Source organism: Nocardia sp. NPDC049526 (assembly GCF_044465765.1).
GTDB lineage: Bacteria > Actinomycetota > Actinomycetes > Mycobacteriales > Mycobacteriaceae > Nocardia.
In genome coordinates this window covers 556706-569668 of record NZ_JBITMA010000003.1, presented here as the reverse complement: position 1 = coordinate 569668, position 12963 = coordinate 556706, and the positions used below count along the sequence as shown (strand labels likewise).

Genomic DNA, 12963 nt, shown 5'->3' with positions numbered 1-12963 from the left:
GCCGTGTCGCATTCACCGTGCTCGTCATCGCCCTCGATCTTACGGCTGACTAGGACTGGCTTTCCCAGGAAAAACCTTCCCTTACCCAAACTCTCGCGCCGTTCCAGACTCGATGACACCGGAAACGAAGTACGAACGACAGGAGCACGATATGTCCGGAGCCCGCACCCTCGATACCTACCGGTTGCTCGGCCGCTCGGGTCTTCGGGTGTCTCCGCTGTCCCTCGGGACCATGACGTTCGGCGCCGATTGGGGTTGGGGCGCCGATAAGGACGAGGCCCGCAAGATCTTCGACACCTACGTCGAGCGCGGCGGCAACTTCATCGATACCGCAAGCCAGTACACCAATGGCACCTCCGAGCAGCTGCTCGGCGAGTTCAGCGCCGCCAATCGCGAAAGTCTGGTGCTGGCAACGAAATACACGATGCTGCGGCGCCCGACCGATCCGAACTCCGGCGGCAATCACCGCAAGAGCATGGTCGGTTCGGTGGAGGCCAGCCTGCGTCGGCTGAACACCGACTACATCGACCTGCTGTACCTGCACGCCTGGGACTTCCTGACCCCGGTCGAGGAGATCCTGCGCGCCATGGACGATCTGGTCCGCGCCGGGAAGGTGCTCTATGTCGGCATCTCCGACGCACCGGCCTGGCAGGTCGCACGCATGCAGACCATCGCCGACCTGCGCGGCTGGTCGCCGCTGATCGCGCTGCAGATCGAGTACAGCCTGATCGAGCGGACCGTCGAACGCGATCTCATTCCGATGGCACAAGAACTCGGCCTCGGTGTGGTGCCGTGGTCGCCGCTGGCCAGCGGAGTGCTCACCGGCAAGTACAGCCGCGCCGATCTGGCGCACGATGCGGCCAGCTCACCCGAGGGCACCCGCAAGAACGTGGCGGCCGCCAACGGGTCGCTCACCGAACGCGGCCTGGTGATCGCCGACGTGGTGAAAGATGTTGCGACACAACTCGGTAAGACACCGTCGCGGGTAGCGCTCGCCTGGACACTGCAGAATCCGGGCGTCACGGCACCGATCATCGGCGCACGCACGGCCGCACAGTTGGAGGACAACCTCGGAGCGCTCGAGGTCGAATTCGACACCGCGCAGCTGGACCGGCTGCAGCAGGCCAGCGCGATCGAGTTGGGCTTCCCCCATAACATGCTCGCCCGTCCGATGACCCGCGGCGTCACCTTCGGCGACCTGAAAATCGAAGGACGCAATTGAGTTTCACCTGATGCGGTGGTGCGAGCCCAGCTCGCACCACCGCATCACCGCGTCGGCCACAGATCAGCGGCGATCGAGAGGCTGGGGCACGATGATGGAAATGACGATGAAGTCGGCGACGACTGAGCGGTAACGCCGGATTCCGGTTCAGCTCGGTCGCCTATTGCGCTGACGCCGAGCCTTTCGCGCACGGGCGGTGAACTGTCGCCGTCAACCCGCGCTCGGCGACCCTCCGCTGCATTCGCGGCACCCACTCAGCTTGCGGAATGCAGGTCCAGGATCTGCGTGAGTGCGTGTTCCAAGGCGTAGTTGGCGTCGGCAGCACCTCCCTTGACGTCGGCATTCAGCGTGGCGACGACTTGGAGGGCGGTGCCGATGCTGGCCTGGTTCCAGCCCCGCGCTTGGGCCTGGGCCTTCTTCACCTTCCACGGCGGCATGCCCAGTTGCTGGGCCAGCTTGAACGGGTCGCCGCGGCCCGCGGAACCGACGCGGGCAATGGTGTGGACGGAGTCGGCGAGTGCGTCGGCGAGCAGTACATGCGGTACGCCGCGGTCATTGGCCCAGCGCAACGCCTCCATGGCACCGGGCCGATCGCCGGCCACCGCGAGTTCCGCGACATCGAAACCGGAGATCTCGGCCTTGCCGGAGTAGTAACGGCGTACCGCGGCGATATCGATCTTGCCGCCGGTATCGGCGGCCAATTGCGAACAGGCGGCAGACAATTCCCGCAGATCCGAGCCGACCGCCTCCAGCATCACCTGCACGACCTCGCTCGAAACCCGCACCCCCGCATTACGGAATTCACCGCGCACGAACTCCACCCGTTCGGCCGCCTTCGTCAACTTGGCGCAGTCGTGCACCTGTGCACCCGATTTCTGCAGCGCAGGGGCCAGCGCCTTGGCCCGGCCGCCCCCGGCGTGCAGCACCACGAGCACGACGCCTTCGGGCGGATCAGCGGCGGCGGCGGTGATCACCGCGACCGCCTCCTTACCCGCCTCCGCCGCCGACTCGAGCACGATCACCCGATCCTCGGCGAACAGCGAAGGGCTCAACAACTCCGCTAGTTCCGCGGTGCTGGCATCCCCGGCCCGCAGTCGATCAACGGGTACCGCATCGGGGTCCGGCGCATTGGCCCGCACCTGCGCCGTAATCCCCGCGATGGCCCGGTCGACCAACAGCTCTTCATCACCGAGCACCAGGTGCACTGCCGCAGTCCGTTCGCTCACGGGAGCATCCTACGGTCCGTCACCGACACGTCCTCACCCCTCACAGGCACCCGTTTTGTCACCGCATGTGTTCGAACTCGGGCCTCCCGGTCGTCTGGCTGTCCATCCTTCATCCACAAACGGGCGCTGTAGTCGCCGGATAGCTGTCCCGACTTCGGCCGGACGCGGGTCCAACGGAGACCCTGCGCTCCGAAACTGCCCCGGGGTCCATCAGCTTCTCCAGATCGGCGGACTATCGGGACGGCGATCTGGCTCGTCGAGTGGTCAGGGTTAGCAGCTGGCGACCTTCACCCAGGACCAGTACGTCGCCTTGTTGATCGGTCCGCGCGATGGCGACGCCCAGCTCGGCCAGATCCGCGAGTACACCGGGGTGCGGATGGCCGAAGGTGTTGTCGGCACCGACGCTGACCAAGGCGAGTCGAGGGTGGACAGCGGCGATGAATTCCTTGGTGGTCGTTCGGGATCCGTGGTGTGGCAGCTTCAGCACGTCGGCCTGAACGGGAGCACCCGAGTGGAGCAGTCGTTGTTGCGCTGGTGCCTCGATATCACCGGTGAGCAGAATTCGGCCCGAACGTGTAGTGGCGGCGATGACGATCGAACGGTCGTTGGCATCGTCGGTGCTGGGCGGGCCGGTTGGGCGGTGCGCAAGTGGAGCCGGGGCGAGTACGTTCAATTCGACAGCGCCGAAACGCAATACCTGTCCCGAGGACAGCTCCAGCACCGGGATGTGAGCCTGTGCTGCGAGACTGGCGACCTGCTCCGGACCGCTGACCGATGCGCGCCGCTCCTGGGCAGAACCTCGCTCACGGGATGCACCCCTCGACTCACCTGAATCCGCCTGGGATCTCGACGAATTCGATATTTGCTCGTCACCGGTGTTTGTGGATCCGACGTTGACCTTTGTTCCGGATAGCTCGCCAGGCCCGACCGCCAGGGCATCGACCTTCCGGCCTTGTAAGGCACCGGCCAGTCCGGCGATGTGGTCGGCGTGCGGATGTGTCAGCACGAGAAGCGAGATCCGGTTGATGCGCAAGCGATTCAGACAAGTGCGCATGATGCGCGGGTCCGGACCGACATCGATGACCACCGCCGTGTGATTACCGACAGACAATGCGAGTCCATCACCCTGTCCGACATCACAGACAGCCAATACCCAGCCGGCGGGTGGCCAGCCAGGATGCCAGACCCGCACCGGAATCAGCACGACCGCGACGCCGAGCAGAACGGCAGCAGCAAGACGACGCATTACCGCCGACCGCAATGCCAGCACAACGAGAACTACTGCCGCACACGCGATAGCCCCGCCGGTGAGCCCACCGCGTACGGAGATCTCCGCGCCAGGCACATTCGCCGCGTGTTCGGCGACGAACAGCAGCCACCACAGTGGCGGTTGCGCGCAACGCAGTATCAGTTCGGCCAGCGGAGGCCAGGCCGCAGCGAGCGCGGTGCCGATAGCCCCGAGCACCGTGATCGGCGCGATTGCCGGTTCGACCAGGATATTCGCGAGGATCGCAACCGAACTGAGCCGTCCGGTCAGCGCGACCACCAGCGGTGTCGTCACCACAAACGCGGCGGTCGATACCGCGACGATCTCGGCCGGCACCCGCCACCAGCCGCGGGCACGCAACCAGTCCGCCCAACTCGGTGCCAACAGGATCAGTCCGGCGGTCGCCAGTACCGACAGTCCGAATCCGGCACGCACCGCCAGTTCCGGCCACAGCGCGAGCAGACCGATAACCGCTGTGCAGAGCGCGGGCAATGCCTGCTTGCGGCGTCCGGTTATCAAGGCGAGCAAGGTAATCGCCCCCATTGCCCCAGCCCGCAGCACACTCGGGTCCGGACGTGCCACCACAATGAACATCAGCAGTGCCGCCGCCGCGACCGCTGCACCGACGCGTGGGCCCAGGGTGAGCAGCCGCACCGCACCGAGTACAACCGCCAACAAGATCGTGAAATTTGCCCCGCTGACCACGCAGATATGTTCCAGCCCAGCGATTTCGAACTCCTCACGGACTTCGTCGGACAAAGCGGACGTGTCGCCCACAACCAGCGCGGGTAACAGCCCGGCCTGCTGTTCGGGCAGCACGCGCGCGGCCGACGCGAGGTCGGTGCGCACTGCTGCGGCGACCCGTTGCCACCAGGGCAACGCGCCGACCACCATCGGCGGTCCCTGAGCACGCAGCGTGGCGACGGTGAGATCGCGGTGCCACGGCGGCTCCGGCTCGGCACGAAACTCCACCGCCCGGCCGGGTAGCAGCTCGCCCCACTCCGCACCGGACGCGAGAACCACCACCGTGCCACCCGCCCGCACCGTCGAACCGCCTTGACGGTAATCGCGCAAGTGTGCCCGCACCGTCCACCGCTGCTCACCCCCGAATGTGCTGGACCGCACCGGTTTCGGATCATCGGTGGGTGTGACGACCACATGCACCGAAGCCGCTGTGTTACGTAATGGATGCGTCGCCACCCGGTGCTCGCGCCACGCCCCGGCCACCGCGAACCCGGCACCGAGCAGCAGCGCGGCAAGTGTCGTAACGGCGACTACCCGCCACCGCTCACTGGGATGGGCCACCGCGCGCAACAGCACCACCCAGAGCCCGATCGCCAGCAGCACCAGCGCCGACGCCAGCACCAGACCGGCCATCCACCCCACCGTCAGCGCGACAATCGTTGCACCCCAACAACTCAGCGCCGCGGGCAGCAACCGTGCGTCGAGCACCGGTACCGCCTCCATCGACGGTGCGCCGTCCTCGGCAGCCCGCCGATCGATATCGCCCGGTCCGTCCGACGCACCCTCGAATGCGGTCATACCGTCACCAGATCGCGCAGGCGGGCAAGGCGGGCCGGGCCGATGCCATCGACCTCGCCGAGTTGTGCGACATCGGTGAATCGTCCATTCGTGGTGCGCCAGGTGACGATTGCGCGGGCGGTGACGGGCCCGATGCCGGGGAGAGCATCGAGTTCGGCTTCGGTTGCGGTATTGAGGTCGACCTTGCTCGATGGGCGTTGTACCGCAGCGGAATTCGGAGACGATCCGCCTGGCGGTCGTCCGCCTGCACCGATCGTGGTGCTGCCGAGTTGCGGCCCCGCGTTCGGGCCACGTGGACCAACGAGAACCTGGTCGCCGTCCTGGAGACGCTGCGCGAGGTTGAGTCCGCTCAGATCCGCGCCGTCCTTGGCACCGCCAGCGGCGGTGAGCGCGTCGGCGACCCGTGCCCCGGCGGGCAATCGCACCAGGCCACCGCGATGTACGAGGCCGACCACACTGATCACCAATTCCGTTGCGGCACTGGTGGTTACCGGCACGACCGATGGTCCAGCTCCGGACGATGCCGCCGTGCCGGCGCCGGACAGCCCAGCGGGTACCGTGCCGGTGCTGATGCGCACCGCGGAGGGCAGCGGCACCGTCTGCGCGACCGGTCGCTCACGCAACACCACGACAGCCGCGACGACCACCGCCGCCAGTCCGACCGCGACGAGCGTCGCCAGTCCCCGCCACCCCGGATCCAGTCGAGTTCCCCGAAACCGTTCCGGCACAAGCCGATCCCGCCAGGCGGAGCGCCGCTGCGGCTCGTCCAGCCAACCCGGTTCTCGCACCTCGCCGACCCCGTCCGCCCAGCCCTCATCATCATCATCGAGATCGGACCTGGCCGCCTCGGTAGAAACCTCGGGATCGGACTCCACCGCCTCGGATAACTCCTCGTCATCCCACCGACCACCGCGGACCGGCGGCTTGCTTCGCCCCGATCGCTTTCCGGACCTCGACGAACGCGGCGAACTTCGGCACAGCTCAGCGTCGGTACGCGCCGGACTTCCGGCACCGATCGTTCGGCCGGCACCGACTCGCTCGGTCAACACACTCAGTCGTCGGCGAATCCGCTCGCGCTCGTCATGTGGGGACATGGCGGCGACGCTAGTCCCGCCGCAAGGTCGGGAATCGGTGCCGACCAGGCGAAATAAAAAGTCTGTTGATAACTCCGAGCCTGTGGACAACCCGGCCCGCGAAGGCACGAATACTTGTCCGACAACAGCGGCGGCGGACGCACATTACGCGCCTCGAGCTGAGGCAACACAGGTCAGATCCGCACCGCGGTGACTACCGTTGTGGTGAACCGCACTGTGAAGGAACCGCCCGCCGCGTCAATGGCCGCCCCGACGCCTTCCAGCACCTCTTCCTGTGTGCCAGCGGAGAATTGAGCATGACCTCCGGTCGTCGGCAGTTGGTCCAGCCACTCGTCCCGGGTATAGCTCCGCTCCCAGTCGAACTTCCACTGCTCGGGTTCACCGAAGCCACCCGCCGCCTGAATCCCCTCGGTCACCTTCGCTATCGGCATCGAATACGCAGTCGTCGCCGACGACGCCCAGCGGGCAGCGAGCGAGTCGGGTGCGACCCGTTGATAGACCGCGGCGAAGGCCTGGGCCAAGTCCGTCGGCGGTAGGCCGGTATTCCAAAAGACGGCCAGCCGTCCACCGGGTCGCAGCACTTCAGCAGCTTTCGTGGCACCCGCGACCGGGTCCACCCAGTGCCAGGTCTGGCCGGAGATGACGGCGTCGAAGATTCGCCCTGCGGGGTCCCAGCCTTCGAAGGCCGACACCTCGACCTCGAAGCCGTGCTTGCGCGCCCACTCACCCATCCGCGCATCGACCTCCACGCCCAGCACGCGGCAACCCGCCGCCCGGAACTGCCGGGCCGCTATGCCGGTGCCGATGCCGACATCGACGATCTCGGGTCCGGGGCTGGCGGCGACGATCGCATCCACCATGGCAGCCGGATAGCTGGGCCGGGCCCGGTCATAGCGTTCCGGATCCGAACCGAACGATTCGGCCAGCTCACGGGCTTGATGGGATTCACGTTGGTCGGAGAATGCGCGCTCCGGAGGTAAAGTGGGCATGCGCCCACCATAGTGGGCACATGCCCACCTGCCAACCGGGTGCGCCCGAGAAAAGGAGATACCGTGCCGACAGGCGTGGCAATGCGCGATCCGCGCGAGCAGCTATTCGATGCCGCCGAGCGAATCCTGTTGCGAGACGGCCCGAATGCACTGACCAGCCGCGCTGTCACCACCGAGGCAGGCTGCGCCAAGGGCGTCCTGCACCGGCACTTCGCCGACTTCGACGCCTTCCTCGCAGAACTCGTACTCGACCGCATCGGCCGAATCGATCAGCAGTCCGCTACCCTGCGCGAATCCGCAGGCACCCGCACGGTGACCGACAATCTCATCGACGCGCTGACCACTGTCTTCGAATCGGTCGCGGTAGCCATAGTCAGCCTCGTCACCTTCCGCGACGAACTCCGCACCCGCCTGCGCCAGGTCCGCCCCTCCGGCGTCCCCGTACTCACCGAAGCAACAACCATGCTCGCCACCTACCTCACCGCCGAACAGGCCCTCGGCCGCCTCACCCCCGAAGCCGACACCGACACCCTCGCCCTGACCCTCATCGGCAGCGCCCACCTCCTCTTCGCCGACCGCAGCAACCCCACACCAACCCCTGAAGCCACCCGCAAAGTCGTAACCACTGTCATCGCAAGCACTCTCAGGTGAGATGGCGGGTATCACCGAGGCTGACGACCTGGCGGTTGTGGAAGTAGTCATCCTCCCGTAGCTCCGTGATACTTCCCGGAGCAGCATGGAACCGGGCGTAACCGAGTGATTCGATCGGCAACATCGTCCACGCCGCAACGATGAAAGTGATTGCGCCACCGTGGGTTACGACGATCTGACGATCACAGTAGCGCTCCCGGATCACATCCATCGCCGAATAGAAGCGTTGCGCGAACGCAGCGATGGTCTCCGATCCCGGTATGCCTTCATCGTGGTCCATTCGCTCCCCGACAACCGGCGGCCGCACGAATCTCCGATCCAGCCACTCCTGGGGCTTCCCCTCGGCCTCGCCATAGGACTTCTCGCGCAGTCTCGGATCGAGAATCGGCGGCACCTGCAGCACATTGCCGATCACGGTCGCAGTACTCGCAGCACGTCGCAGATCCGACGAGAACAACTCCACGTCGACCTGCGCCGGAATCCTCGACCGAAGCGTATCGGCGACGGCATTCGCGGCGCGTAATCCCGCAGCCGTGAGCCGCGAGTCGTACCACCCACCGACCAGACCGTCGACGTGATGTGTCGACTCCGGATGAGCGATGACATAGACGGTTCGCACCAGCCGATCCTCGTCGAAAACACGGTAAGCGACTAATCAGCTATCCAGACCAATCGGTACCATTCAACTGAATGTCACCTCCGGCGAAAGGCCAGGCGATGGTGTCGAGGCGAATGTGACAGGGCTGCCGCGGTATGCGGCTATGCTGGCGCTCGCAGGCCACCTCCCCAGCGATGACCAACGCTGGGCATACGAGGTGAAATTCGACGGTATTCGTGCCGTCGGCCATGTCGACAGCGACCTGCGCCTGATCTCACGCAACGGCAACGACATCACTCCGGCGTGGCCCGAACTCGCCGATCTCGCCCCGGCGACCCCGCCATTCGTCATCGATGGCGAAATCGTCACCTTCACCACCGACGGTCGCAGCTCCTTCGAGGCGCTGCAACCACGGATGCACCAGCGCAATCCCGCAGCGATTCGAATCCTCGCCAAATCCGTCAAAGCGACTTACCTCATCTTCGATCTGCTCCATATCGGCACGCGCTCTCTGATCGATCTGCCTTACGAGCAGAGACGACAACTGCTGGAACAACTCGGCCTCGAGGGCCCGCACTGGCGGGTTCCGCCGCGCCTGCACGGGTCCGGCGCCGAGGTCCTCGCCGAATCTCGACGGCTCGGCCTCGAAGGGATCGTGTGCAAGCGACTCGACAGCCCCTACCTGCCCGGGCGACGCAGCCCGCTTTGGACCAAGGTCAAGAATGTCAACGACCAGGAAGTCGTCATCATCGGCTGGCGCCCCGGTATCGGCCGCCGGGCCGGGCGCATCGGCTCATTGCTCATGGGCGTCTACGACAACGCCGGAAGACTGACCTATATCGGCAACGTCGGCACCGGATTCACCCAGGCGATGCTCGACGAGCTGAAGGCGAGACTCCAACCGCTGCAACGCAAGACACCCACCGTCGACACCAGTGTTCCCGACGCCATCTGGGTCGAGCCCCAGCTTGTCGGTGAGGTGTCGTTCACCGAATGGACCGGTGACGACCGACTTCGACACCCGTCCTGGCGCGGACTCCGTCTCGACAAGGAACCACGACAAGTCAAACGCGAACCTCAGCCATGACGTCAGCGAACCCGACCATTATATGCCTTGACAGTTATATAACCGATGAGGAATAGTCGGTTACGTGACGACGCCGAAGGCATTTCAGGCGCTGGCCGAGCCGAATCGGCTGGCCATTCTCGAGGTACTGCGCGAGGGAGAGCAACCGGTTGGGGTGTTGGCGCAACGGTTGAGCCTGAGCCAGCCCGCGGTGTCGAAACATCTGCGCATGCTCAAGGATGTCGGGCTGGTCGAGGTGCGCTCGGATGCCCAACGTCGCCTCTACCGCATCAGAATCGAGCCGCTGGTCGAACTCGACGACTGGCTCGAGCCCTATCGCCGGTTGTGGAGCGCGCGCCTGGACCGACTGGAAGAACATCTCAACCGACGGAGGCAATCGTGACCGACGCTCAGCTGATTACCGATGGCGCACGCCCGGCCGTACGACTGGAGCGGCTGCTACCCGACCCGCTGAAAGTGGTGTGGCAGGCCATCACCCAGCGAGAACAGCTCAAATCCTGGTTCCCCTGCGACGTCATCGTGGACGGCGGGGTCTGGCAAGTTGGCGCCGCGATAACCTTCCGCTTCCCGAGTGATGTCATCGACATGACGCTCAGCGGCGAGGTGTTGGCCGTGGACGAACCGAACCTATTGTCCTTCACCTGGGGCGAAGAGACCCTGCGCTTCGAGCTGACCGAGCACGAAGGCGGTACCCGCCTCGTGCTGGTCGACGAACTCCCACCGGGCGCGGCAGCACGCAACGCCGCGGGTTGGGACGAGTGCCTCGACCGCCTAGCCGGAGTTGCGCCGGCGCCAGATGCCTGGAAATCCCGCTTCGCGGTCTACTCGGCGGCATTCGAGCCGGCTCTCGGTCCCCAGGAAGGCCCACCCGCCGATTACAAGGGCTGACCCGAAAGAGTGATTCCTCTCCGGATGAGTGGGTCCGGACCGGATCCGGGCCTGCTCAACCGGAGAGGAATCCTGGGCATCCCGAGTTCTGTTGAGTGTCGGCACATGGCATCTACCTCCATTTCATAGCTGGGACCGAATAGACGGATCTAGGTGAACAGCCTGGTGACGAAGGCGTTCATGTTGTCCCGGACCCGCTCGATCTTGGTCTCCTCGGTGATGAGATCTTCGCGGTACCGATTGCCGAGCGCGGGCGTTCGCTTACCGCGCGCGTAGAGCGAACACGCCAGATCGGTGCACATATAGGTACCGACCGAGTTGCCCCGGCGTCCGGATTCGCCTGCCTTGTGCGCGGTCATCAGCGAGACGCCCCCACCGGTATGCGCGGTCAGGCAGATCGCGCACATCTGGGTCCGGCCGGATCCGCCCGTTTCGTACCGCAGCGCGACGCCCACGATACGGTCGTCCTGCGGTACAACGAGATAGCCGCGGCCGGGCAGCGACGGATCGCTCCAGCCGAGGAAATCCAGGTCATCCCACGGTTGTGCGTCCAGGTCCCGGGGCACCGGCAACTTCTTGGCGGTCGTCTTGGAACAGTTGATGAACGACGACCTGATGTCGCGTTCGGTGACGGCTTTCATGACGGCATCGACTCCTTCGATCGATCGGTTGACAAACCGAAGGAACGCTACAGCTGGTCATTAGCCCAGGCAACGGAATTTTCAGCTCATACGCGGCGCATCACCGACACGACCTTTCCGAGCACCACCGCCTCATCGCCATCGATCACCTCGTAGGCCGGATTGCGCGGTTCCAGATAGACATGCCCGTTGCGACGCCGATACACCTTGACCGTCGCCTCCCCATCGATCATCGCGGCGACGATGTCACCGGAATGCGCCTCGTGCTGTTTGCGGATCACCACCAGATCGCCATCGCAGATCGCCGCGTCGATCATGGAATCGCCGCGCACGCGCAGCCCGAAAACCGTTCCGCGACCTACGAGTTCACGCGGCAACGTCATCATGTCGTCGGCATGCTCCTCGGCGAGGATGGGCGCACCCGCCGCGATATCGCCGACGACCGGAACCGCGACCGAATCCTCGGCCTGCTCCGGAACCACCGACGCCCGCAGGAACATGCGCACATCGATCGGCCGCGACATGGTCTCGCTGCGACGCAGAAAACCCCTGTCCTCCAAGGACTTCAGATGCTTCGAGACCGAGGACGAGGACCGCAGGCCGACAGCATCGCCGATCTCCCTGGTATTCGGCGCGTACCCGTACCGCAGCACCCAGTCCCGGATCGTGGCGAGGATCCGCTGCTGGCGCGGCGGCAGGGTCGAGGTGTCGAGGTGCTCGAAGGCATCGTGGTCGTATCCGGTCACCCGGGAATCCTAGAGGTGCACGCCGACAATTCCCCGCTTTGTCACACCCGGCCCGCCTGCGTCGTCATACCGGTGAAGACCAGCACCTGCGAACCTTGGAGGAATCATGACGACCATCCTGCTGACCGGCGGCACCGGCACACTCGGCCGCCACGTCACACCACTGCTGGTCGAAGCCGGTTTCAAGATTCGAATGCTCAGCCGCAATGCCCACGAATCGACCGACGGCATCGAGTTCGTGACCGGAGATCTGCTGGCGGGCACCGGCGTCGAGGCCGCGGTCGACGGCGCGGAGATCATCCTGCACCTCGCGGGCGGACCCAAGGGCGACGACATCGCGACCCGGCACCTGGTCGACGCCGCCGCCAACGCCGGCGTGCAGCACATCGTCTACATCGGCGTGGTAGGCGCCGGGAAGCTGCCGATCGGTTACTTCCGGGCCAAGTTCGCTGCCGAGCAGGCCATTATCGAATCGGGTGTGCCGCATACCATTCTGCGCGCGGCCCAGTTCCACGACCTCGCCCTGAAGACCGCACAAGCCATGGCGAAGAGCCCGATCGTTCCCGCACCGGGCGCGATCCTGTGGCAGCCGGTCGATTCGCGGGAAGTGGCCGCGCGGCTCGTGGAGCTGACGCGCGACGCACCGGCCGGGCGGGTACCCGATCTGGTCGGGCCGACGGTGTACACGATGGCCGAGCTGATCCGTGGATACCTGAAGGCCGAGGGCAAGCGACGGCTGTTCCTGCCGGTTCCGGTGCCGGGCAAGATCGGGCGCGCGTATCGCGCGAAGGAGAATCTGACCCTCGATGGTGCGACGGTCGGCAAGCTCACCTGGGAGAACTTCCTCGCCGAGCAGGTATGACAGCGAATCTCCTCGCGCGACCGCAGGAAAAGTGATGTGCCGACGCCGCGACTGCTCTGCTACCGTGGCCGACATGAAGCGCGCTGCTGTGACGACGACGCCGGAGACCGTCCCGGCGCGCTGATTGCTGTCCTGATCGAAAGCCCCGGG

The 12963-nt window shown here is 65.5% G+C and carries 13 protein-coding genes; 6 read left to right on the top strand and 7 right to left on the bottom strand.

The features are described 5' to 3' along the window. Positions 1–151 precede the first annotated feature (151 nt). Positions 152–1222 carry an aldo/keto reductase gene (locus ACIBW7_RS12135; protein WP_397046294.1) on the top strand — a complete coding sequence of 357 codons (1071 nt, stop codon included), beginning with the start codon at positions 152–154 and terminating at the stop codon, positions 1220–1222. Between the two features lie 254 nt (positions 1223–1476). Here the strand turns inward: ACIBW7_RS12135 and holA are convergent, their stop codons facing one another. From holA to ACIBW7_RS12115, 4 genes are all read right to left on the bottom strand, one after another. Beyond that, complete coding sequence (gene holA / locus ACIBW7_RS12130; RefSeq protein ID WP_397046293.1) at positions 1477–2448, bottom strand: DNA polymerase III subunit delta; 972 nt, start codon at positions 2446–2448, stop codon at positions 1477–1479. A 232-nt stretch (positions 2449–2680) separates the two neighbouring features. After that, positions 2681–5257 (bottom strand): ComEC/Rec2 family competence protein, encoded by a 2577-nt coding sequence (locus ACIBW7_RS12125; RefSeq protein WP_397046292.1) that lies wholly within the window; start codon positions 5255–5257, stop codon positions 2681–2683. Beyond that, positions 5254–6132, bottom strand: a complete 879-nt coding sequence (locus tag ACIBW7_RS12120; protein WP_397046291.1) for a helix-hairpin-helix domain-containing protein — start codon at positions 6130–6132, stop codon at positions 5254–5256. The genes ACIBW7_RS12125 and ACIBW7_RS12120 overlap by 4 nt, the downstream gene beginning before the upstream one ends. Before the next feature lie 392 nt (positions 6133–6524). Then, on the bottom strand, positions 6525–7340 hold the full coding sequence (locus ACIBW7_RS12115) for a class I SAM-dependent methyltransferase (protein ID WP_397046290.1): 816 nt from the start codon (positions 7338–7340) through the stop codon (positions 6525–6527). Between the two features lie 63 nt (positions 7341–7403). On the opposite strand from ACIBW7_RS12115, the gene ACIBW7_RS12110 reads away from it, so the two are divergent. Then, a complete protein-coding gene (locus ACIBW7_RS12110; protein WP_397046289.1) occupies positions 7404–7991 on the top strand; it encodes a TetR/AcrR family transcriptional regulator in 588 nt (195 codons plus the stop codon). Here ACIBW7_RS12110 and ACIBW7_RS12105 read toward each other — a convergent pair. Continuing rightward, positions 7984–8610: a histidine phosphatase family protein gene (locus ACIBW7_RS12105; RefSeq protein WP_397046288.1), complete on the bottom strand. Its 627-nt coding sequence runs from the start codon at positions 8608–8610 to the stop codon at positions 7984–7986. The two genes, ACIBW7_RS12110 and ACIBW7_RS12105, sit on opposite strands and share 8 nt — an antisense overlap. Before the next feature lie 142 nt (positions 8611–8752). Here ACIBW7_RS12105 and ligD point away from each other — a divergent pair, with 142 nt between their 5' ends. From ligD to ACIBW7_RS12090, 3 genes are all read left to right on the top strand, one after another. Next, positions 8753–9676 carry a non-homologous end-joining DNA ligase gene (gene ligD / locus ACIBW7_RS12100; protein WP_397046287.1) on the top strand — a complete coding sequence of 308 codons (924 nt, stop codon included), beginning with the start codon at positions 8753–8755 and terminating at the stop codon, positions 9674–9676. A 64-nt stretch (positions 9677–9740) separates the two neighbouring features. Beyond that, positions 9741–10058: an ArsR/SmtB family transcription factor gene (locus ACIBW7_RS12095; protein WP_397046286.1), complete on the top strand. Its 318-nt coding sequence runs from the start codon at positions 9741–9743 to the stop codon at positions 10056–10058. Further along, positions 10055–10564: an SRPBCC domain-containing protein gene (locus ACIBW7_RS12090; RefSeq protein WP_397046285.1), complete on the top strand. Its 510-nt coding sequence runs from the start codon at positions 10055–10057 to the stop codon at positions 10562–10564. Before ACIBW7_RS12095 ends, ACIBW7_RS12090 begins: the two co-directional genes overlap by 4 nt. Before the next feature lie 149 nt (positions 10565–10713). Here the strand turns inward: ACIBW7_RS12090 and ACIBW7_RS12085 are convergent, their stop codons facing one another. Together ACIBW7_RS12085 and lexA are read right to left on the bottom strand one after the other, a co-directional pair. Beyond that, positions 10714–11205, bottom strand: a complete 492-nt coding sequence (locus tag ACIBW7_RS12085; protein WP_397046284.1) for an FBP domain-containing protein — start codon at positions 11203–11205, stop codon at positions 10714–10716. An 86-nt stretch (positions 11206–11291) separates the two neighbouring features. Further along, entirely contained in the window at positions 11292–11951 is a 660-nt protein-coding gene (gene lexA / locus ACIBW7_RS12080) for a transcriptional repressor LexA (RefSeq protein WP_397046283.1), read from the bottom strand. Between the two features lie 106 nt (positions 11952–12057). Between lexA and ACIBW7_RS12075 the strand changes: the two genes are divergently transcribed. Beyond that, positions 12058–12813 carry an SDR family oxidoreductase gene (locus ACIBW7_RS12075; RefSeq protein ID WP_397046282.1) on the top strand — a complete coding sequence of 252 codons (756 nt, stop codon included), beginning with the start codon at positions 12058–12060 and terminating at the stop codon, positions 12811–12813. Positions 12814–12963 lie beyond the last annotated feature (150 nt).